Annotated in this window: 28 protein-coding genes; 22 read left to right on the plus strand and 6 right to left on the minus strand. The window is 34.2% G+C overall.

Annotated features, from left to right (window positions below):
- Nucleotides 1-9 precede the first annotated feature (9 nt).
- Genes HDR40_RS03745 through HDR40_RS03755 form a run of 3 tightly spaced genes read right to left on the minus strand, consistent with a single transcriptional unit; the run spans nucleotide 10 to nucleotide 2634 of the window.
- Nucleotides 10-756, minus strand: a complete 747-nt coding sequence (locus HDR40_RS03745; RefSeq protein WP_290626643.1) for an amino acid ABC transporter ATP-binding protein — start codon at nucleotides 754-756, stop codon at nucleotides 10-12.
- A gap of 14 nt (nucleotides 757-770) precedes the next feature.
- Nucleotides 771-1463 (minus strand): amino acid ABC transporter permease, encoded by a 693-nt coding sequence (locus tag HDR40_RS03750; protein WP_290626645.1) that lies wholly within the window; start codon nucleotides 1461-1463, stop codon nucleotides 771-773.
- 28 nt (nucleotides 1464-1491) lie between these two features.
- Nucleotides 1492-2634, minus strand: a complete 1143-nt coding sequence (locus tag HDR40_RS03755) for a PLP-dependent aspartate aminotransferase family protein (RefSeq protein WP_290626647.1) — start codon at nucleotides 2632-2634, stop codon at nucleotides 1492-1494.
- Between the two features lie 394 nt (nucleotides 2635-3028).
- Here HDR40_RS03755 and HDR40_RS03760 point away from each other — a divergent pair, with 394 nt between their 5' ends.
- Nucleotides 3029-3706 carry a dihydrofolate reductase family protein gene (locus tag HDR40_RS03760; RefSeq protein WP_290626649.1) on the plus strand — a complete coding sequence of 226 codons (678 nt, stop codon included), beginning with the start codon at nucleotides 3029-3031 and terminating at the stop codon, nucleotides 3704-3706.
- A gap of 98 nt (nucleotides 3707-3804) precedes the next feature.
- Nucleotides 3805-4557 carry a carboxymuconolactone decarboxylase family protein gene (locus tag HDR40_RS03765; protein ID WP_290626651.1) on the plus strand — a complete coding sequence of 251 codons (753 nt, stop codon included), beginning with the start codon at nucleotides 3805-3807 and terminating at the stop codon, nucleotides 4555-4557.
- 396 nt (nucleotides 4558-4953) lie between these two features.
- Here HDR40_RS03765 and HDR40_RS03770 read toward each other — a convergent pair whose 3' ends face one another.
- From HDR40_RS03770 to HDR40_RS03780, 3 genes are all read right to left on the minus strand, one after another.
- Nucleotides 4954-6081, minus strand: a complete 1128-nt coding sequence (locus HDR40_RS03770) for a site-specific integrase (RefSeq protein ID WP_290626653.1) — start codon at nucleotides 6079-6081, stop codon at nucleotides 4954-4956.
- A gap of 257 nt (nucleotides 6082-6338) precedes the next feature.
- Nucleotides 6339-6749, minus strand: a complete 411-nt coding sequence (locus HDR40_RS03775) for a hypothetical protein (RefSeq protein ID WP_290626655.1) — start codon at nucleotides 6747-6749, stop codon at nucleotides 6339-6341.
- A gap of 76 nt (nucleotides 6750-6825) precedes the next feature.
- Nucleotides 6826-7467: an XRE family transcriptional regulator gene (locus HDR40_RS03780; RefSeq protein WP_290626657.1), complete on the minus strand. Its 642-nt coding sequence runs from the start codon at nucleotides 7465-7467 to the stop codon at nucleotides 6826-6828.
- 153 nt (nucleotides 7468-7620) lie between these two features.
- On the opposite strand from HDR40_RS03780, the gene HDR40_RS03785 reads away from it, so the two are divergent.
- The 20 genes from HDR40_RS03785 to HDR40_RS03880 all read left to right on the plus strand — a co-directional run bounded on the left by HDR40_RS03785 (nucleotide 7621) and on the right by HDR40_RS03880 (nucleotide 19122).
- Nucleotides 7621-7839: a helix-turn-helix transcriptional regulator gene (locus HDR40_RS03785; RefSeq protein WP_290626659.1), complete on the plus strand. Its 219-nt coding sequence runs from the start codon at nucleotides 7621-7623 to the stop codon at nucleotides 7837-7839.
- An 18-nt stretch (nucleotides 7840-7857) separates the two neighbouring features.
- Nucleotides 7858-8565, plus strand: coding sequence for a hypothetical protein (locus HDR40_RS03790; protein ID WP_290626661.1), 708 nt, complete (start codon nucleotides 7858-7860; stop codon nucleotides 8563-8565).
- 88 nt (nucleotides 8566-8653) lie between these two features.
- Nucleotides 8654-8953, plus strand: coding sequence for a hypothetical protein (locus HDR40_RS03795; protein WP_290626663.1), 300 nt, complete (start codon nucleotides 8654-8656; stop codon nucleotides 8951-8953).
- Complete coding sequence (locus HDR40_RS03800; RefSeq protein WP_290626665.1) at nucleotides 8950-9183, plus strand: hypothetical protein; 234 nt, start codon at nucleotides 8950-8952, stop codon at nucleotides 9181-9183. The genes HDR40_RS03795 and HDR40_RS03800 overlap by 4 nt, the downstream gene beginning before the upstream one ends.
- Nucleotides 9183-9407, plus strand: coding sequence for a hypothetical protein (locus HDR40_RS03805; RefSeq protein WP_290626667.1), 225 nt, complete (start codon nucleotides 9183-9185; stop codon nucleotides 9405-9407). The genes HDR40_RS03800 and HDR40_RS03805 overlap by 1 nt, the downstream gene beginning before the upstream one ends.
- Nucleotides 9408-9645: 238 nt before the next feature.
- On the plus strand, nucleotides 9646-10125 hold the full coding sequence (locus tag HDR40_RS03810) for a siphovirus Gp157 family protein (protein WP_290626669.1): 480 nt from the start codon (nucleotides 9646-9648) through the stop codon (nucleotides 10123-10125).
- 37 nt (nucleotides 10126-10162) lie between these two features.
- The gene (locus tag HDR40_RS03815; protein WP_290626671.1) at nucleotides 10163-10891 is read left to right on the plus strand and encodes an AAA family ATPase; all 729 of its coding nucleotides are present in this window, start codon (nucleotides 10163-10165) and stop codon (nucleotides 10889-10891) included.
- Complete coding sequence (locus tag HDR40_RS03820) at nucleotides 10891-12249, plus strand: DEAD/DEAH box helicase (protein WP_290626673.1); 1359 nt, start codon at nucleotides 10891-10893, stop codon at nucleotides 12247-12249. Before HDR40_RS03815 ends, HDR40_RS03820 begins: the two co-directional genes overlap by 1 nt.
- 15 nt (nucleotides 12250-12264) lie before the next feature.
- Nucleotides 12265-12804, plus strand: a complete 540-nt coding sequence (locus tag HDR40_RS03825; protein WP_290626675.1) for a DUF669 domain-containing protein — start codon at nucleotides 12265-12267, stop codon at nucleotides 12802-12804.
- A 9-nt stretch (nucleotides 12805-12813) separates the two neighbouring features.
- Nucleotides 12814-15177, plus strand: a complete 2364-nt coding sequence (locus HDR40_RS03830; RefSeq protein ID WP_290626677.1) for a phage/plasmid primase, P4 family — start codon at nucleotides 12814-12816, stop codon at nucleotides 15175-15177.
- Between the two features lie 366 nt (nucleotides 15178-15543).
- Nucleotides 15544-15699: a hypothetical protein gene (locus HDR40_RS03835; RefSeq protein ID WP_290626679.1), complete on the plus strand. Its 156-nt coding sequence runs from the start codon at nucleotides 15544-15546 to the stop codon at nucleotides 15697-15699.
- 34 nt (nucleotides 15700-15733) lie between these two features.
- Nucleotides 15734-15997, plus strand: coding sequence for a hypothetical protein (locus tag HDR40_RS03840; protein ID WP_290626681.1), 264 nt, complete (start codon nucleotides 15734-15736; stop codon nucleotides 15995-15997).
- 4 nt (nucleotides 15998-16001) lie between these two features.
- Entirely contained in the window at nucleotides 16002-16490 is a 489-nt protein-coding gene (locus HDR40_RS03845; RefSeq protein WP_290626683.1) for a hypothetical protein, read from the plus strand.
- Nucleotides 16483-16695, plus strand: coding sequence for a hypothetical protein (locus HDR40_RS03850; protein ID WP_290626685.1), 213 nt, complete (start codon nucleotides 16483-16485; stop codon nucleotides 16693-16695). The genes HDR40_RS03845 and HDR40_RS03850 overlap by 8 nt, the downstream gene beginning before the upstream one ends.
- Nucleotides 16695-16892 (plus strand): hypothetical protein, encoded by a 198-nt coding sequence (locus HDR40_RS03855; RefSeq protein WP_290626687.1) that lies wholly within the window; start codon nucleotides 16695-16697, stop codon nucleotides 16890-16892. The genes HDR40_RS03850 and HDR40_RS03855 overlap by 1 nt, the downstream gene beginning before the upstream one ends.
- Nucleotides 16879-17223: a VRR-NUC domain-containing protein gene (locus HDR40_RS03860; protein ID WP_290626689.1), complete on the plus strand. Its 345-nt coding sequence runs from the start codon at nucleotides 16879-16881 to the stop codon at nucleotides 17221-17223. The genes HDR40_RS03855 and HDR40_RS03860 overlap by 14 nt, the downstream gene beginning before the upstream one ends.
- Nucleotides 17213-17533 (plus strand): hypothetical protein, encoded by a 321-nt coding sequence (locus tag HDR40_RS03865; RefSeq protein WP_290626691.1) that lies wholly within the window; start codon nucleotides 17213-17215, stop codon nucleotides 17531-17533. Before HDR40_RS03860 ends, HDR40_RS03865 begins: the two co-directional genes overlap by 11 nt.
- Nucleotides 17502-17963 (plus strand): hypothetical protein, encoded by a 462-nt coding sequence (locus HDR40_RS03870; RefSeq protein WP_290626693.1) that lies wholly within the window; start codon nucleotides 17502-17504, stop codon nucleotides 17961-17963. The genes HDR40_RS03865 and HDR40_RS03870 overlap by 32 nt, the downstream gene beginning before the upstream one ends.
- A gap of 20 nt (nucleotides 17964-17983) precedes the next feature.
- Complete coding sequence (locus tag HDR40_RS03875) at nucleotides 17984-18427, plus strand: ArpU family phage packaging/lysis transcriptional regulator (RefSeq protein WP_290626695.1); 444 nt, start codon at nucleotides 17984-17986, stop codon at nucleotides 18425-18427.
- Nucleotides 18428-18576: 149 nt separating this feature from the next.
- Nucleotides 18577-19122 (plus strand): HNH endonuclease, encoded by a 546-nt coding sequence (locus HDR40_RS03880; protein WP_290626697.1) that lies wholly within the window; start codon nucleotides 18577-18579, stop codon nucleotides 19120-19122.
- Nucleotides 19123-19125: the final 3 nt, after the last annotated feature.

Below are 19125 nucleotides of genomic sequence, written 5' to 3' on the forward strand. Positions count from 1 at the left end.
AGCCATCCTTTATAAATTTTCTAGTGTCATTGAAGAAATAAAATTTTTGATACGGTTATTAGGATTATCTGCTGAGAAAAATGTGTTTGCGTCACCATCATAGTTAATTTCGCCATCTTCAATGAAAACAATTTTATCAGCAATTTTTTTTGCAAATAATAAATTATGAGTAACAATGACCATTGATTGTTTTTCACTAGCTAATTGTAATAAAACTCGCAAAACACTTAATTCTAGTTCCGGATCAAGAGCTGAAGTAGGTTCATCTAAAAGAATATATTTAGGTTTCATTGCTAAAGCTCTAGCAATTGCTACTCTTTGGGCTTGTCCACCAGAGAGTTCAAATGGATAAGAGTTTTCGTATTTACTTAGATCTACTTTATTAAGTAATTGCAGAGCTTCCAGAGTGGCTTGTTTTTTACTTTCTTTTAAAACTTGTGTAGGTCCTTCAATGATGTTCTTTAAAACAGATTTATGAGGAAAGAGATTGTAATTTTGAAAGACCATTCCCGTTTCTTGCCGAATTGATAGGATAGCTTTTCGCTCGATTTTATGGCTAAAGTCAATTTGATGAGCATCAAATTCATATTTACCTTTTTTAGGAACGGTTAATAAATTTAATGACCGTAAGATAGTAGATTTTCCTGCTCCAGATGGACCAACAATTACAGTAGTTTTTCCTTCAGGAAACTCTAAATTAATATTTTTTAAAATGTGCTTATTGCCTACAATATGGTTCACATTAATTAATTTCATGATATTCTCCTAGCTTAATGATTTATTTGGGGGTCCAAAACTTTTTCTAAATATTTTTGTAGGTAAGTCAAAACCGTTGTGAAAAGTGCATAAACTACGGCGGCCAAACTATACATTAATAATGGTTGATAATTGGCTGCAGCAATTTGTTGGCTAACCGCAAACATTTCCATAATTGTAATGGAAGCTGCTAAGGAGGTATCTTTAACTAAACTAATAAAAGAGTTAGCTAGCGGAGGTAAAGCAACTCTGAGAGCTTGGGGAATAATAATTCGCCAAAGAGTTTTTAATTTTCCCATACCAATTGCAGCACCAGCTTCCCATTGACCTTCAGGAACAGAACTAATTGCTGCACGTAATGTTTCAGAAGCATATGCTCCGGTATTTAATGAAAAAGTAATCAAGCCAGCAACATAAGCTTCTAATTTTATACCATCAGGAGTAATACCCTTGATTTTTAAATAGGGTAGACCAAAAAATACAATGAACAGTTGTACGATTAATGGAGTAGCCCGAAATAGCCAAACGTAAAAACTAGCCAACCATTTCAAAATTTTAAAAGCTCCTTGACGCTTAGATATCCGGATTAACGCTGTTACTAAGGCAATAATTAAACCGAAGAAAAATGAAGTAATAGCTAGAGGAAGGGTAAATTGTAATCCGGCTACTATCATTTGGGGAAGAGCTGTAATAATGGTATTCCACATTTTAAAAAATTCCTTTCGTTTATATTGATTAATCCAATTGGGCAAGAGCTTGCTTTAAATCAGCAATTAAATCTTCTTCAGCTTCAATCCCTACCGAAAGACGAATTAAACCATCAGTAATCCCAACTTTAATTCTTTCTTCACGAGGTACACTCCCATGAGACATATAGGAAGGCACTTCGATTAAACTTTCAATTCCACCTAAACTTTCAGCTAGATCAATCAATTTCAAACTCTCTACAAACTTTTTAACATCTAAGCCCTCTTTTAATTCAAAAGAGACCATAGCACCAAAGTGTTTCATTTGTTTCTTAGCTACTTCACTTTCTGGTGAATCATCTAAACCAGGGTAGTAAATTTTCCCAATATGTGAATCTTTTTGTAAAAATTTAATGACCGCTTGGACATTTTCTAAATGAACACGCATGCGAGCACTTAAAGTTTTTATACCTCGTTGTACTAACCAACTATCATCAGGACCCAGAACACTACCGATAGAATTTTGTAAGAAAGCTAATTTTTGAGCAATTTGAGGATCATTGGTTACTGCTAATCCAGCAACTACGTCACTATGACCGGCTAAGTATTTAGTAGCTGAATGAAGAACTAAATCAGCACCAAGAGTTAAAGGTTGTTGATTATATGGTGTAGCAAAAGTATTATCAACAATCGTTTTAAGATCATTTTGCTTAGCAATTGTCGCTATGGCTTCAATATCATCAACTTGCATTAATGGATTAGTTGGACTTTCAAAATAAACAGCTACTGTATTATCTTGAATAGCATTTTTGATTTCGGATAAATTACGCATGTCAACTACTGTAAATTTAAAACCAAATCGCTTAAATACATGATTAATCAGGCGGAAGGTACCGCCATAAATATTATTATCAATAATAAAATGGTCACCAGCAGAAAACATCGAAAATGTAGTATTAATTGCAGCTAAACCTGATGAAAAAGCAAATCCGGTGATTCCGCCTTCTAAATCAGCGATTAGTTTTTCTAAAGCTGCTCGAGTTGGATTACCGGTTCTAGCATATTCCCACTTAATCTCACCACCTAAAATTTTTTGATGAAATGTGGATGCTCGATAAATTGGTACTGAAACTGCACCTGTGGCAGGATCTTCACTAATACCACCATGAATTAACTTTGTATCAAATTTCATAATTTTTATCTCCTTTTTTAGCAACAAAAAAAGACGCAACTCATTAATTTAATGAATTACGTCTTAAGCAAAAATTTATCCAGATTTTTTGATAGTTTAACGGTTCCTCAATTTATGAGGGCACATCAAAACCGTGGATTGCTCAAGACGCAATCCACAACAACAAGTATTGATCATTTTGGTAACTTGATTGTTAAACATGATGTGTACCTCCTATATTGATTTGATTTTCATCATAACTGACAATAAGTAAGAAGTCAAGATTAGTTTTTAGATAATCATCAAAAATACAATCTAAGCATAATTTAAGCTTGAAAATAAGCATTTCACATAAGTGCTTTTTCTTTATAAACTTAGTAGTAAAAGTTATAAAGAAAAAAGAGGTTAGTAATTAGTGGACAAGCCTTATATTATTTGCCATATGATGATGTCATTAGATGCCAGAATCGATTGTGATATGACAATTGATATTCCAGGTAATAATGTTTATTATGACACTTTAAATTCATTGGACGCACCTAGCCGAATCAGTGGCAAGGTAACTGCTGCGACAGAATTAACTAATGGTAAGCTTTTTAGAGCTAAAAATTCTGAAGTAATCGGTCACCAAAGTTTTAAGGTAAATGCCAACGCCCATAGTTACGAAATTGTAACTGATACTCGAGGTACACTTACTTGGGGTGATGATCATAACAGTAGTAAACCGCATTTAATTTTAATGAGTGAAAATGCTCCTAAAGAATATACCGACTATCTTAATGAGCGTGGAATTTCTTGGATTGCTACTGGTAAAAAACGTATTGATTTAGTACATGCTATGGAAATTTTGACCAAGGAATTTGGTGTAGAGAGAGTGGCTGTCGTTGGTGGCGGTAAGATTAATGGTGGCTTTCTTGAAGCTGGTTTAATTGATGAAATTAGTGTTGTAATTGGACCTGCTGTTGATGGCAGAATTAATCAACCAAGTTTATTTGATGGTCGCAGAGAAAGCAAAAATCCAATTCAATTAAAACTCAAAGATGTTAAAAAATATGACAATGGTGCTATTTGGTTAAGATACTTAACTGAATAACCTTTACTTATAATTGATACAAAGAAATAAATATTTCACAATTGAAAACATCACTTATATACTTAGTGTAATTTGAAATTAGAAAGGATAAATTTATTATGACAGAAATTCATCAAACCGCCGGTAGAGATCAATTAGGTGATTTTGCGCCACAATTTGCACATTTTAACGATGATGTATTATTTGGTGAAAACTGGGCTAACGATGATATTAGTCAAAAGACTCGTTCAATTATTACTATTTCAGTATTCATTGGTCGTGGACTAGTTGACTCTTCACTAAAAGCTCATCTTGAAATTGGTAAAAAGAATGGTATCACTAGAAAGGAAATCGCGGCAATAATTACTCATGCTGCATTTTATGCAGGTTGGCCTGTGGCTTGGGCTGCATTTAGACTCGCTAAGGATGTTTGGGCAGACGAAACTGTTGAAGATGAAAAGGCAGCTTACCAAAATACTATCATCTTCCCAATCGGTGAATCTAATGATGCTTATGCACAGTACTTTACTGGTCAAAGCTATTTAGCGCAAATCACTGATGATGCATTTCCAATCAGTAATGTTACCTTTGAACCAGGTGTAATTAACCATTGGCATGTTCACTATGCTTCTAAAGGTGGTGGTCAAATGCTTATTGCTGTTGGTGGTCGTGGTTACGTTCAACTTGAAGGTCAAGATCCAGTTGAATTGAAGCCAGGGGATAGTTTCTTCGTTCCAGCAAATACCAAACATTGGCATGGTGCTTCTCCTGATTCATGGTTCTCACACTTGGCATTCATGGTTCCAGGTGAAGACCAATCTAATGAATGGCTTGAACCAGTAGATGAAGAATTCTATACCAATTTGAAATAAAAAGTTCGAAAAGAATTTTATAAGGCCATTTTTTCAAGAGCATTTATTAATCTTTAAGTTAAAGCTGTTTTCAGCTGTTCCTTAAATTAATACAAATAAACTTTCTCAACTAATCTAAAAAGCCGTGTCCTTTATTGGGATGCGGCTTTTGCTTAAAATAAAAGAAAGTACTTCTTATATCAAAATATGCTTATTCCTTGATACTACTAGCTGAAGGTTAATATATCAGTGCTAATAAGTTTTCTGCCACCATACGTATAAGGTATACTGTTATAAAGACAAGGTATATTTTAAGAGACTTTAAGCGATGTTAAGAATTAAAAATATTGATATAACAGCAAATAAAACTTTATAAAGCTTAAAGAAGTTTATGGTTGATGCACATCTGATGCACACTTATTTTAAATTGTTTAACGATTTAATAATTTTCGCATCTTCTTCGTTTTTGTATTCGTCCATTAAATAACCATATCTATCAAGTGTGATAGAAACATTACTATGGCCAAGGCGTTTACTAATCGCATAAATATCTATATGTTGGGATAGTAGAAAAGCAACATGACTATGTCTAAAAGAGTGAATGGTAACTCCCTGATTTTCAATGCGATATTTTTTTAAAATTCTTCCTATAGTTTTATTGGCATCTGAAGCCTTTGGAGGATATTTAGAACGCTTAGTTCCAAATACAAATTCCATATTATTAGCTTTCAATTGCTTTAAATACTTCAGTAACTCATCAGATACAGCAATTGCTCGTGATTTTCCGTTTTTAGTAGGTCCCATTTCTCGGTGATCTAAATCAAAAGATTTGGTAATTGAGATAGTTTTGCTTTTAAAATCAATATCGTCCCAATGTAGGGCGCCGATTTCTCCAACACGCATACCAGTTAGAATTGCAGTGATTATCATATATCTACTAGTATAGCTAGGGCGAATGTCTTCTTCGCAAGCTTTTAAGAACGTTTTTAACTGAGTTAAACTAAGATATTCTACAACTCTATCTTTTGATTTATTGCCGTATAATTTTACCTGATTAGTAAAATTTTTCGATATTATACCATCATCGATAGCATAGAATACACAAGCTCTAATCGTGGAATTTATCTTTTTAACGGTGCTGATAGCATAAGTTTGAGCCAGGCTATTTATGAATTGTTGATACTCTCGTTTGGTTATATCTTTCATATGCTTTTGAATGATCGAGTGCTTTTTTATCATTCCATATAAAGAATTATAGCTTCTAATCGAATTGCGACGTAAATTTACAATTTTGACATTTATAAGCCAATATTGAAAATAATCCTTGAAAAGGGGGTTTTTAGTAACATCAATACCCTTTAAAGCAGCTGCTTCAAGCTCAATGCCATAATTAGTTGCCTCTACCTTAGTTTTAAAGCCACCTTTTTGCTTCTGAGTAAGAACAGACTTAAATTCTTGCTTATCAGGGTCCCAAACTTTTACTCGTTTAGTAAATCTTACCGTCCAAGTTTTACTCTTTGGGTTGCGTTTAAATACGTGGGCCATTTTTTAATTGCTCCATTTATGATAAAATAGAATAGACTAAAAGCGTGAGAGAAATGCCAGTTTCTGTTCACGTGTTAGATTAGTCTACAATATTACAAGTTTTAGTGAGAACTCATTATCATGCCAGTGGTAGTGAGTTTTTATTTATCTTTTTAGGTCTTCAAAATATTGGACCTTGTATTTTTTTAATAAAAGTATATAATTAACTTAGTTTTCTGATACGAGTCCTGCTCCTTATGGAGCAGGGCTTTTTTTGTTTATTTAATTACTTTAAACCATTTTGTATCGCTATAAATTTTACCGATTACCCATGCATAGCCAGAAGTTTTTGTGCGATAGTCTCTGCTGTATAAACTGAGACCTGAGTGAGTGTAACCATTTTTGATAAGGAACCATCCAAATTGCATACCACCGGATACAGTTTTTATTACCGTCCCCTTTTTTAGGTCCTTGCCTTGTCTAATAAATTGTGTTTGGTAAACATGCTTGGCCATTTTAATTTTATAAATGTGCACATTTTTGGTTAATTTTACTGTTCTAGGGGCATACCAATTTGTTGCAGCTTCTACAGTATCAGGGGAGTGATGTGTAGTTGTGGTGGCTGTAACTCCAATGCCTGATGCTAACGATGCTGTAATTAATAATTTAGTCAACAATTTATGTTTCATAATTTCCTCCTGAAAAAAGCCTCAGGTTTATAGTCACTGGTTGATGGACAAAATTTTATAGTTCTTTAATTAAGAACTATAATTCATAACTTACTTTAATAACTTGACCGATAATACGATCTTTATTCTTATCATTTAAAAGAATAGGGTCGTATTTTTGATTTTCAGCCATTAGCATCAATTGGTTTCCTAAACGCTTAATGCGCCTTAAAATCAAATTATCATCATCGTCAATATAAACTGCTGCTATTTTATCATTTTTAGTATTTTTTTGTTCTTTGATAGTAACTAGAGCGCCTTTTGGAATAATAGGGGCCATACTATCATCTTTACAATAATAGGCAAAAAACTTACCTTGGGGTTCTTTTACAAATAATTGTGAAACATAACCAGATATATCAGCATTCATATTTTGAATATCAGTTATATTTTGAATTATGGGAATCCTTACTATATGCTGATCATGTTTTTCTAGGTATTCCACATTCGTAGGCCTATTAAAAGCTGTTGCTGGAAAAAAGTCATCTATTGAGACTTCTAAAACATCAGATAGCTTAAATAGAATGTCTTGGTTAGTATTTCTAATGCCGGTTTCATAACGAGTAACGGTTGCACGCGATACACCCAACTTATTTGCTAATTGTTCAGCAGTTAAATGCCTAGATTTGCGTATCGCTCGTATCTTATTGCCAATATAAATATTTAAATCGGTAGCCATATTTTTTCTCCTTATGATTTTTATTATAACTATTATTGGACCTAATTGGAACTTTTTTTTATTAAATCATAAAAAAAGTGTTGACATAGTTCCATATTGGAATTATTATTAATATTGTTCCAATAAGGAACAATATTAAAGGAAGGTGAATTTGTGCAAAAGAATTTATATGCCCTTCGTAAAGAGATGGGATTAACTCAAGATGATGTAGCGAATTACTTGCATATCTCGCAACAAACTTACAGAAATAAAGAATTAGGTTATAAATTGTTTAATGCGGAAGAAATGTTTAAATTAAGTCATTTGTTCCATAAACCTATAGAAAAAATTTTTTTACCCCCTAATGTTCCAAAATGGACCAAAAACAATTAAGTGTAGAGGTTAACAATCATGAGACGTATCAAAAAACAATACACCAGACATTTCACCACAATTGATAATCAAGTTTTAAATGACTCAAAAATTAGTTTTGGGGCTATCGGATTGTTTAGCTATTTGTGGGCACAAGCAGACACGTTTGATTTTTATATCAGTGCAATCGTTAAGCATAGTGACAAAGATGGCCGAACTAAGGTTGAAGGTTATCTTAAAGAGCTTGAAATGCGCGGTTATCTCACTAGAACTAAGAAGCGAGTTAAAGGTCAGTTCAACGGTTACGAATGGATATTAACTGATCATTTACCACAACGGAAATCTTCGAAAGCGGAAAATACCATATCGGTTAAAACCGATGACGGTAAAACCGTGGACGGAAAATCCGCAGCGGTAAACAAGCAACTAATAAATACTAATCAAACAATAACTAATCAAATAAATACTAAGTCTAATAATAATCAATCTCTCTCTAACAATACTGAGAGAGAGAAAGAAAATAAAAATTATTTTTTAGCACAAATGGTTAAGCTTCAGTTTGAAAGTTGTGAAATTTCAGTAAGCGATAAGGAACTGGATAAGATTGCTATCGCTGTAGCAAACAAAAATGCGCGTGCTGTTCATGATGAGCTCTATAAAGCCTTAGCACTGTCTAACCAATATCCCGTTGGATACTTCTTAAGTTGCGTTAATAACTTACCTGATATGGAGGTTTCAAATGACTGATAAAGTGTATTACATTTTGCTGATTGTCATATTGATTGTTGGCCCGGTACTTGGTTGGTACTGTGGCGGATTGTAAGAGGTGATCCTTATGCAACATACGCATGATAAAACAGAAATCAAAAATATTGTTGATGAGATAATGCAAGAGCGTGATTATCGACCAGCTGAAGAAATCATCGGCCGCACTATTGGTATTAAGGAATTTGCTAAGAAATATTGTTGTCCTCATGGCATAGAGTGGGTTAAAAATGAAATTTTCTACAAGTTTAATCCTGACTGGGTAGTGGATATTCATCCTGGAGTTGGACGCGGCTTTACGATTTTCGAAGATGAAGCAGCGGTGTGGATGAAAGAGCACCGTAATGAAATTAACTGGAGGTCTTCATGAAAGAGCTGATAGATCAATTCACCAAAGACATCGATGAAAAGTTATTGCAGCTGAAAATAACAAAAACTGACCTTGAAAAAGAAGTTGGTTGGTTAAGCCATAACCCTGATAGAATTAATAGCTTAATTGCGGTCGCTAATCGTTATCAGAGTTTGTTAATTGAGCTAAAGGCATTGGAAAACCAAAAGCAACTTTTAGTTTTGTTAACTGCTACACGGGAGGAAAAATAATGGAACTACCTAGATACAAAGAACAAGTTGAAATTAACAAACAAATCGCATTTGAACATCAATCTTGGGGATACAAGCTTTCTTGTAAGTTCAATGATGCCGTTAATCATTTCTTAAAACCAACACACCTATTTAGTCGCCGTGGAACTGATTGCATGGCATTAGGTTCAGTTATCGTGGTTCTTGCGATGTTACTCGGTGCATACCTTCACATGAGAGGTTAAACCAAATGAGTGACAAAACAATAAAAAAGCTACTTGCGGCTATCATCGCTTTACCAGCTGGATTAGCTATATAGGTGATGAAGATGCAGAACCAAACTAAAAAGAAACTAATCAAAGCTTCCAATGCTTTAGATGCCGGCTTCATTATCTTACAAGGTTTTGAAAGCACAAAAAAGAGCCTTGATATCCGACATATCAAAGCTCGCAAAAATTATAAAAGCTAAGGAGATTATAACACATGAACAATATTTTTGAAATCAACGCCGCAATTAAAGCGGTTCAAGAAAAGGATTTAGATCCTGAAGTTATCCAAGACACTTTAGATAGCTTAGCTTTAGCTAGAGATAAAAAGCTTGATGGCGTAGCAGGCTGGATTGAAAGCAACAATGCAAAAATCGATTGGCTTTCTGAAAAAATCAAACAACTTCAGGACGTAAAGAAACACTTCAACAACCAAAATATCCGGTTGATGGATTACTTAACCGCTGCAATTGACAACACCGGCAAAAAGGAAATCAAGACAGCTCACCACTTACTTAAACCTAGAAACTACCGGGATTCGGTAGTTGTTGAAAATAGTGAAGAACTTCCAGCTGACTATATAAAGCTTGAGGAAGTTCAAAAAATCGATAAAGCCAAGCTTTATGAAGATTTGAAGAAGGGTAAGGAAATTACCGGTGCCCATCTAAAAGAAAATCGAAAGACAAGAATCATGTAATGGCTACCAAACTAATAAAAGAAAGAGAGGGAAATCAATGCCACTAGTTAGTTCATTAAAAGCAAAAGAACAGGGTTGGCGTATTTTGATTTATGGTAAACCCGGTGTAGGTAAAACATATTTGGGAAAATTCTTAAAAGGCAAAACTTTCCTATTAAGTTTTGATAAATCGTATACCAGATTAAAGAAAACAATATATCAAGATGAAAATTCTATTTGGAATTTAGATTCTGATAATGTCCAAAAAGATTTAGCTAATTTTGCGATTTGGTGGAGAGATGCTCACAAAAAATATGACAATCTTATCATAGATAATATTACGAGTTTACAAGATTTATGGTTTGTCGAAAAAGCTAGAGAGTCTAAAAACGGTCTAGATAATCAAATAGCCCATTACAACGAATTCGTAAATTATTTGATCAGATTTATGGCTTCAATGTTGAATTATGATTTGAATATCTTGATTACTGCATGGGAAGCTCAGCGCGATATTACCATTGATTCGGGTCAACAGATAAGCCAATATGCGCCAAGTATGCGTGATAAAGCGCGTGACTGGTTAATGGGCCATTGCGACATTGTCGGTCGATTAATTCAGAAACCATCTACTGGTGAAAGAGGTGTAATTCTATCGGGAAATGATGGAATTTATGCCAAAAATCGAATGGATAGCCGTAAGGGATGCAAAGTTGAAGAATTATTTAACTTTGATACAGCTGATAATTACGATAAAAAAGTTAAACAATCATCTAAGAGCGATAGTTAATGTTTAAATTATTTGATTATCAACAAAAGCTAGTCACCGAAATTAGAAAAGCTTTAATTGATGGAAATCAAAGTGTTCTTATAGTTAGTCCCCCGGGTAGTGGAAAATCAGTTGTAATTGCTGAAATAGCAAGATTAACTACTTTAAAAGGTAATAGGGTTATGTTTACGGTTCATAAAAAAGAATTAGTAAAGCAAATTCGAGAAACATTTATCAAACAAAATGTTGATATGAAGCTTTGCACTATTATGACCGTTGGCAAAATCAAAAACAGATTATCTATCTTACCTAGACCTAACTTAATCATTACGGATGAGACTCATCACAGTTTAGCTAAGACGTATCAAAAAATATATGATTACTATTCTGATGTACCGCGTTTAGGTTTTACAGCAACACCTTGGCGATTATCCGGCCAAGGATTAAGTGAAATCTATGATGTGATGATTGAAGGTAAAGCGGTTAAGTGGCTGATTGATCATCATCACCTGGCACCTTATAAATACTGGTGTAGTGAAGATGGCAATCGTGAATTATTAAAAAAGTCGTCTACCGGGGATTTTACGCAAGCCTCAATGGATGAATTTTCTAAATACATAATCCGTGGAGATATCGTTAAAAATTGGATTGAACACGGCGAAAATAGAAAAACAATTATCTATTGTCACTCAATCCAGTTTAGTCAAGAAGTAGTTAAAGCATTTAATGACGCTGGAATTAATGCAATTCATGTTGATAGTAAGACACCCTCTAAAAAGCGTGATCAAATCATGGAAGACTTTAGAAACGGGAAAATAAAAATACTATCTAACGTAGATTTAATTTCTGAGGGCTTTGATGTTCCGGATTGTGGATGCGTAGTTTTACTTAGGCCAACGGCTAGCTTAGTACTGTACTTGCAGCAAGCAATGCGTTGCATGAGGTATCAACCTGGAAAAGAAGCAATTATTATTGACCAAATCGGCAATGTTCATAGCTTCGGAGCACCGGCCACGGAAAGAAAATGGTCACTGGAAGCTAGAAAGCGTAAGAATAATGCTAGTAATGAAGGTCCTAGTATTAGGGAATGTCCTCAATGCTATGCATGGTTTGAACCAGTGAAATCTAAAAACATTTGTCCAATTTGCGGATTCAAAGTCCCGGTAGAGGAACGCAAAGATAAGATTGAAGTTGATGAAAAAGCTAAATTAACAAAATTTACTTCAGACGATGAACAATATGTAGCTAATTATAAGTACTTAGATGTTAAGCCATCTGAATTGAATTCAGTAGAAGAATTAAAAGAGTACGCCAAAGTTAAAGGATATAAGCCAGGCTGGATTTATTTTCAGCAAAAACAACGCGGCTGGCTTAAATAGAAAGGAAAAATTAAAATGACACAACCATTATTTACTACAGATTACTCAAATTTGGATGAAGACAACAATTACGATGCATTGCCAAAAGGTAATTATGAATGCATCGTGACTAAAGCCCAACCCGATGCAACTCCTAGTGGTACTGAAAATATCAGTATTACCTTACAAGTTCGTTCAGACCTTGACCAAGCTATGCCGGATACAAATGGTAAGTATCATAAGCGCTTAATTTTCTTAAACATTTGGAAACGTAAAAAGACTGGCAAGTATGATGCCAACGAAATTAATCGCATTATGAAAGCTATTGGAGTGCCACAAGGAACATCAATTGCGACTTGGGATGATTTTACCGATATATTAGTAAACAAACCGGTTAGAGTAAGTTTAGTTTTAGATAAAAGTGAATATAATGGGAAAACAACCGAAAGAAATTCAGTATTTCCAAATGGTTGGCATACAACCCAATTTCCACTTCAAGGAACTAACACTGCAGCTGATCCATTTAAAGATAGCAAAGAAGGTACTGAACTTTCAGATTCTGATATTCCATTTTAGGAGGCTTAAATGTCTGAATTTAATTACACTACAATCCCCGATAAGCTCAGACAGTTAAGCCAATGGGGAAACTTCAACTTAAAATGGGTTGAAGAGCGTCACAAAAATACAAAAATTCCAATTAATTCATACACAGGATTAAATGGCAAATCAAATGCCCCTAGTTCATGGGCTGATTTTTCCACAGCTCTTAAAGCGCTGGATAAGTATGATAGGGCTGATGGACTAGCATTGTACCTAGAAAACGGCCTTGTTGGCCTAGATGTTGATCACATTAAAGACGATTTAGAAAGTTACTTACTCGGTGACCCTGACCCGGATAACCTGATTAGACAAATTAAAGAATTAACTAAAAATAGTTATATGGAAGTTAGTCAATCGGGCGAAGGAATCCATGTCATCTTTAAAGGAAAAATTCCAGGTAAACGCAGAAGAAAAGGCCAATTCGAAATGTATCAATCTGGTAGGTTCTTCGCAATGACTGGTAACCGCATTGGTTCCGGCGACGTTAAAGAGCTAAACCACGATGAGATGTTGAAGTTATATGAATTTTGCTTTGGTAAAGACCCTGAGCCAGTAATGAGGGAAGCAGTAGCAAAGCCAATTAATAATTTATCGATTGGTGATGTTATTCGAAAAGCTTTAAGTTCAAAAACTGGTGATCGATTTGCTTGGTTTATGTATGGAGGCTGGGAAGGACATTATAATTCGCATTCTGAAGCAGATATTGCATTTGCGAATGATTTAGCATTTTGGTGCTCTGGGGATGTATCTATGATGAGACAAATTTTTGAAAATTCGGCTATGATACGCCCTAAATTCAATTCAAAACGTGGCAATTCGACTTACGGACAAGAACTGTTAGAAAAAGCAGCTAGTGAAGCACACAATTTCTACTCTCAAGAAGTTGAAGAAGCAGACGATTATCATGCTGATTTGAGCTTTCTGGATACAGAGCCAAACTTACCAGACGCTCCTAAGCACTATTCACAAGATGATACTGGTAATGCAAAGAGATTTGTAGAGATGTTTGGTGATGATGTTCGTTACATGTCAGGTGAACGTAAAGGTTGGTATATCTATGAAAATGGCGTTTGGTCATCTGATGACATGGGAAAAATTGAAACTATGGCTGATAAAGTTCCGGAAAGAATGCTTAAAGAAAAATTGCCTATTTCCGAAGATATGGATAAAAGCGATATTAGCAAAGCAGAAAGAAATTGGAATAAATTTATTTCTCAAACACGAAATCGTCGCGGGATTCAAAATATGTTAGCTACGGTTCAACACTATGTTCCAGTTAAACATGGAAGTTTTGATAAAGATCCAATGCTACTAAACGTGAAAAATGGCTATATTGATTTACATGATGGCTCACTTCATCCACATAGCAAAAAGATGATGTTCTCCCTTCAAGCTAATGCTGAGTATCATCCTCAATCAGCGTTCCCGGTATGGGAAGGATTTCTAAATCAAATCTTTAAAAATAATAAGGACGTAATTCATTATCTTCAAAAGTGGATTGGCTACACTGTTACGGGTCTAACTATTGAGCAGCAAATGGTTATGTTTAACGGTGGAGGCCGTAATGGTAAGTCAACTCTAGCAGATACGATTTATGACTTATTAGGAAGTTACGCAAAATCAATAAATGTAAAATCACTGATGAATCAAAAAGGTTCTAATGCCAGTAATCCTGAAATAGCAGAACTCGAAGGGGCTAGATTTGTTCTTACGTCTGAACCAAATGAAGGGGATGTATTAGACGAATCACAAATCAAACAAATGACCGGTGGGGATCCAATAAATGCAAAGAAACTATATGGTGACCCATTTGAAATGACTCCTAAGTTTAAGTTACTTATGCAGACCAACCACCTTCCTACCATTAAAGGAACGGACGACGGAATTTGGCGAAGAATTGTAGTTTTTCCCTTTAACGTTCAAATTCCCATTGAAAAAGTCGATAAGCATTTGAAGGAAAAACTGCACAAAGAGTATTCAGGAATTCTTAATTGGATTGTCCAAGGTACACTAATGTATCAAAAAGAAGGTTTAGACAATGTTCCGGAAATCATGAGAAGTGCTGCTAATGATTACCGTGAAGAATTGGATATCATACAGCAATTCTTAAATGATACGTGTATTAAAGGTAGGACCCCTGATTATATGGTTAAAGCGAGTGAGCTTTATCAAAAATATCAAGAATGGGCTAAAAATACTGGTAGTTACGACGGATATTCTATGACTAAATTTGGCATCAAAGTGAAAGAAAAAATACAATCCCAGCACACCAGAAATGGTAATTTTTATATCGGAATAAAAATAAATTCGTTCAATGAACCATATCCAAACTCAATTTGGAATAAATAATGTGATAAGTGTGATAGCTGTGATAAGTGCCCAAAAACTTATCACGTCCTAGAGCGACAAGGGATAAGATATAATTTCGTGACGTGTCGAGTTATAAACTCCTTTTTTCTTATATATATTCTTTATATTTATTATTATTTCTTTTTTATAAGTGTTCACAAAAGAATAAAAATAGTAAATAAAACCTTGAGAGAGTAAGAAAACTGAGTCGTCACAAACTAATCACAAACCAATCACAACTAATTGCACCTAATCACCGCAGGAGGCATAAGATAAAGCCCCTGATATGCCCTTGGAAGAAATCAAGGAGTTTTTCAGAAAATACAATGCCGGTGAGGACATTGGAGAATATAGGAGGAATTTAAAGTGAAAGCTGTATTTGCAAAAGAAACCAAAGAATCAGAAATCAAGATTGGTTATGGAACAATCTTGTTATGTAAAGTTTATGATAACGACGAAAATTTTGATCTTTATAGAGTTTCAAACCATCTGCTAGTGGCTTTCATGACTTTTCAGATATAGCAGATGAATTAGCGGAAACTTTAACGGGGATTAAATGATTTTTATTGATAAAAGAGAAAAAATTAACGAAGAAATTCAAACCGGAGATTTAATTGAGTTTGGTGATTATACCGACTCACTGGATCTTGGAATGATTGTAATAGATTATGAGCGTAACCGATATGGATTAATTAGATTAGTTGACGGTAAATTAATTTTTGAGAGTTCAAAAGACGAAAAATTAACTAGCTTTTTGAATTCTTTACGCGATGAATATGGCTATGTTAAGAAAATTACCGCAAATGTGGTTTTGGAGTAAAAATATGAAAAAACCTATTTATTGGGAATTGGGTAATTGGAGAATAACTTTAGTTGATAGTACAGTGTATGCCGAAATACACATTTATACTAATGGGCTTAGATATAAACATGTGTACTCGGTTAACGGTGAAGCTGTAATTGAAACGACCGGTATATTTGATTTTATTGCTCAATTAAAATCAAGACCTGAATTGTTAGTTGCTTTGAAAGGAAATAAAAAAATGAGAATTATTGATGATTTTAAGGATTCCAATTTAGATAATTTAAGTATTGGTGATATAGTAGTAGCTTATGATAATGGCGATGGCGTTGATGACTTTGCTCATTATTTAGTAAGCTTCAGCGATGAAAACTATTTACTTGTAGAATTAACTGATGGTTGCGTTGCTAAAACAACTACCGAATTAGATGGTTTGAAAAGTTTCTTAATCGGCTATTTTGACAATGCAAAAATTGTAAACGCAGAATTAAAGTTAACTGATCATGAATAGATGTAGATTTTGCCAAGAACCTGCTCGAGATTTGGTTTTAAGTCATGGCAAAAATAGTGCAGTATTTTTAAGCTTAAAAAATAAGCCTGTTTTGCGTTATATTGAGCATCAAACTAGTGGGATTGAAAAACATATAGTCGTAAAAATTTCAATTAAAGATTTTAAATTTTGTCCAGTGTGTGGAAATAAATTAGGAGATAAATAATGCAAGGTAAGATTATTAGATTTAATGGAAACATCAACAAGTTTCAAGCAAATGGTGAAAAGGTAACGATTACCTTGGGCGTTGACTCTAAGGATATTTCATTAGATGCCTTAAATGATATCGCCGCTGGTCCTATCATGGCTCAATTTGAAGCAAGTCAAACGGAATTGCTTCCAGGTGGCGATGATGAAGAATAAAAGTGAGCACGATATTCAAAATGAAATTATGTTGGCAGTGTCACAAAATGCTTGCAGCATTATTAGAATCAACGTTGGTAAATTTAAACTTCCAGATGGGCGTTGGTTTACTACTGGTGCGCCCAAAGGGCATCCTGATTTATATGGCTTTAGATGGTCAGATACAAAAATTTTTTATATAGAAGTTAAAGCTAAAAATGGAAAGCCGAGTGATGATCAAGTGAGATTTCATAATTTCTTGCAATCTCATAAAGTCATTCACGGTATTGCACGTAGTAGTGAAGATGCAATCAAAATTATTAAAGGTGGTTTAGTTGGATATGGATATTAAAGATTTTTTTGAAGAAGCAGCTAACTTAAAAAATCAACGTGGTGAAAATTATGACAATGGCGGTAAATCTGCTTATGAAATTGCACTTGATGCATTTCCTGATAAATGTCAAAAGGTTGTGGGTGTGTGGCCTATCTTGCAAAAAGCTTCACGCTTAGTGACTATTGTGACTAAAGATAATTTAGATAAAGAAGCTTTACATGATACCGCAATAGATTTAGTCAATTACACGGCAATGTTTGATAGTGAAATGAGTGGGGATAATGAGAGACACGAGAATGCTGAGCTTAATTCACAAGTTGGAAAATAAGTATGGCTCAATTGCAAAAGCTCCAAATAGTGATTCTGATTTTAAAAAATTAAGAGAAATTACTACTCATACTATTTTTGATGATGTAGCTAAGGTTATATCACAAGGCTATTCAGCTGATTATTGTAGTAAGTCATTAAATGTCACTATTCATTTTATTAAAGGTGTAGCACGTCGCCGTCATATTAAAATTTATCCTAAATTTAGATATAAACTTAACGATACTTTTTACTTTCTAACTAAAAGCAGTTTGTGTGAATGGGGACATACTAGTAGAGACGCATTAGCTTTGAATAGATTAAGAAAGAAATATCAAATTGAAGAGGGTAATTATGAGTTACCTGATATGCCTATCAATTCGATTTATATCGACACTAATGGACATGAACAACTTAAATATAGCAACAATGTAAAAGATTATATTATTTAATAATAAGGTTGGGTAATGCTGTGGGACTTTTTAGAGATATAGACGTACCTAAGACTTGTAATAAAGTACATAAATTTCTTACTAAAGATCTGGATAGATTACTACTTATGAGTGGTAGAACTCTTACAGATTTACGCAGTCCTCAATTGACATTAGCACCTGGTAGTACTAATAGAGGTAATAGCACTGAAGATAGATTAATCCGTGGTTTAGATGCCGAACTTGAAGTGCGCGCAATCAGGAATACAATTAATCGCTTGCCTGAAACAAGCAAAATTATTATTACTGATATGTATATTTATAAAATGAGTTCACAACAATGCAAAGAAGCAGTTCGTTATGAAAGTAGTAGGTATTATGATTTACGAAGACGAGCACAACTTGCGTTTGCTGATGCGTTCGATTACCAACAAAAAGTTTTAGGCATCGAAACAGACTATGATTTACATGTTTATTTAGACTAAAAAGAAATCGGAATCTTATCGGAATAATTGCAAATATTATCGGAACAAATGTAATGATTTATACGTTATATTGGTATAGTGATAAAAAATAATTAATGAAAGAGCAGTCTTAATCGGCTGCTCTTTTTGTTTGAAGGGAATGAAGAAACATGCCACGGGTTCGAAGATGTCGCGAGTTTGGATGTCATGCAATGGCAATGATGCCAAATCATTATTGCAGCAAACACATTGCCAAAGAAAAAGAATATCAGGCGAAAAAAGAATATTTTAAAAAGCATAAGTATTCAAATCCAGTTAAGACTCGCTATTATAATCAAGTTACTCGTAAACGTAATAGCGTCAAACGAGAACAAAACAAGTTTTACCATTCGGCTGTTTGGTCTAGGTTGAGAGCTATTGTTATCGATAAACAGTATGGTTTATGTCAATACTGTAAAGCTAGAGGTATCTTAAACGAAGGCAATGTAGTTGACCACGTGGTACCCGTTGAAGCATATCCTGAAAAGATGAAAGACTTAGATAATTTGGTTGTTTGTTGCACCGGTTGTCACTATTGGAAGACACGGTGGGAGGAAAAATATTATGGCACTGGTCTGTATGGAAAACCAACACATAATTCAGCGATAAGTGACGTAAATTTAATTGCTAAGTTAAGCGGACAACTAAAAGATGAAAAGACACGAGAACGCAAATAAAAG

Source organism: Lactobacillus sp., assembly GCF_014803895.1.

What these genes read in the sequence shown, in the direction of transcription:
- HDR40_RS03745 (WP_290626643.1), bottom strand. Translation starts at nt 756, where the DNA reads ATGAAATTAATTAATGTGAACCATATTGTAGGCAATAAGCACATTTTA.
- HDR40_RS03750 (WP_290626645.1), bottom strand. Translation starts at nt 1,463, where the DNA reads ATGTGGAATACCATTATTACAGCTCTTCCCCAAATGATAGTAGCCGGA.
- HDR40_RS03755 (WP_290626647.1), bottom strand. Translation starts at nt 2,634, where the DNA reads ATGAAATTTGATACAAAGTTAATTCATGGTGGTATTAGTGAAGATCCT.
- HDR40_RS03765 (WP_290626651.1), top strand. Translation starts at nt 3,805, where the DNA reads ATGACAGAAATTCATCAAACCGCCGGTAGAGATCAATTAGGTGATTTT.
- HDR40_RS03770 (WP_290626653.1), bottom strand. Translation starts at nt 6,081, where the DNA reads ATGGCCCACGTATTTAAACGCAACCCAAAGAGTAAAACTTGGACGGTA.
- HDR40_RS03775 (WP_290626655.1), bottom strand. Translation starts at nt 6,749, where the DNA reads ATGAAACATAAATTGTTGACTAAATTATTAATTACAGCATCGTTAGCA.
- HDR40_RS03780 (WP_290626657.1), bottom strand. Translation starts at nt 7,467, where the DNA reads ATGGCTACCGATTTAAATATTTATATTGGCAATAAGATACGAGCGATA.
- HDR40_RS03790 (WP_290626661.1), top strand. Translation starts at nt 7,858, where the DNA reads ATGAGACGTATCAAAAAACAATACACCAGACATTTCACCACAATTGAT.
- HDR40_RS03795 (WP_290626663.1), top strand. Translation starts at nt 8,654, where the DNA reads ATGCAACATACGCATGATAAAACAGAAATCAAAAATATTGTTGATGAG.
- HDR40_RS03800 (WP_290626665.1), top strand. Translation starts at nt 8,950, where the DNA reads ATGAAAGAGCTGATAGATCAATTCACCAAAGACATCGATGAAAAGTTA.
- HDR40_RS03805 (WP_290626667.1), top strand. Translation starts at nt 9,183, where the DNA reads ATGGAACTACCTAGATACAAAGAACAAGTTGAAATTAACAAACAAATC.
- HDR40_RS03810 (WP_290626669.1), top strand. Translation starts at nt 9,646, where the DNA reads ATGAACAATATTTTTGAAATCAACGCCGCAATTAAAGCGGTTCAAGAA.
- HDR40_RS03815 (WP_290626671.1), top strand. Translation starts at nt 10,163, where the DNA reads ATGCCACTAGTTAGTTCATTAAAAGCAAAAGAACAGGGTTGGCGTATT.
- HDR40_RS03820 (WP_290626673.1), top strand. Translation starts at nt 10,891, where the DNA reads ATGTTTAAATTATTTGATTATCAACAAAAGCTAGTCACCGAAATTAGA.
- HDR40_RS03825 (WP_290626675.1), top strand. Translation starts at nt 12,265, where the DNA reads ATGACACAACCATTATTTACTACAGATTACTCAAATTTGGATGAAGAC.
- HDR40_RS03830 (WP_290626677.1), top strand. Translation starts at nt 12,814, where the DNA reads ATGTCTGAATTTAATTACACTACAATCCCCGATAAGCTCAGACAGTTA.
- HDR40_RS03840 (WP_290626681.1), top strand. Translation starts at nt 15,734, where the DNA reads ATGATTTTTATTGATAAAAGAGAAAAAATTAACGAAGAAATTCAAACC.
- HDR40_RS03845 (WP_290626683.1), top strand. Translation starts at nt 16,002, where the DNA reads ATGAAAAAACCTATTTATTGGGAATTGGGTAATTGGAGAATAACTTTA.
- HDR40_RS03850 (WP_290626685.1), top strand. Translation starts at nt 16,483, where the DNA reads ATGAATAGATGTAGATTTTGCCAAGAACCTGCTCGAGATTTGGTTTTA.
- HDR40_RS03855 (WP_290626687.1), top strand. Translation starts at nt 16,695, where the DNA reads ATGCAAGGTAAGATTATTAGATTTAATGGAAACATCAACAAGTTTCAA.
- HDR40_RS03860 (WP_290626689.1), top strand. Translation starts at nt 16,879, where the DNA reads ATGATGAAGAATAAAAGTGAGCACGATATTCAAAATGAAATTATGTTG.
- HDR40_RS03865 (WP_290626691.1), top strand. Translation starts at nt 17,213, where the DNA reads ATGGATATTAAAGATTTTTTTGAAGAAGCAGCTAACTTAAAAAATCAA.
- HDR40_RS03870 (WP_290626693.1), top strand. Translation starts at nt 17,502, where the DNA reads ATGCTGAGCTTAATTCACAAGTTGGAAAATAAGTATGGCTCAATTGCA.
- HDR40_RS03880 (WP_290626697.1), top strand. Translation starts at nt 18,577, where the DNA reads ATGCCACGGGTTCGAAGATGTCGCGAGTTTGGATGTCATGCAATGGCA.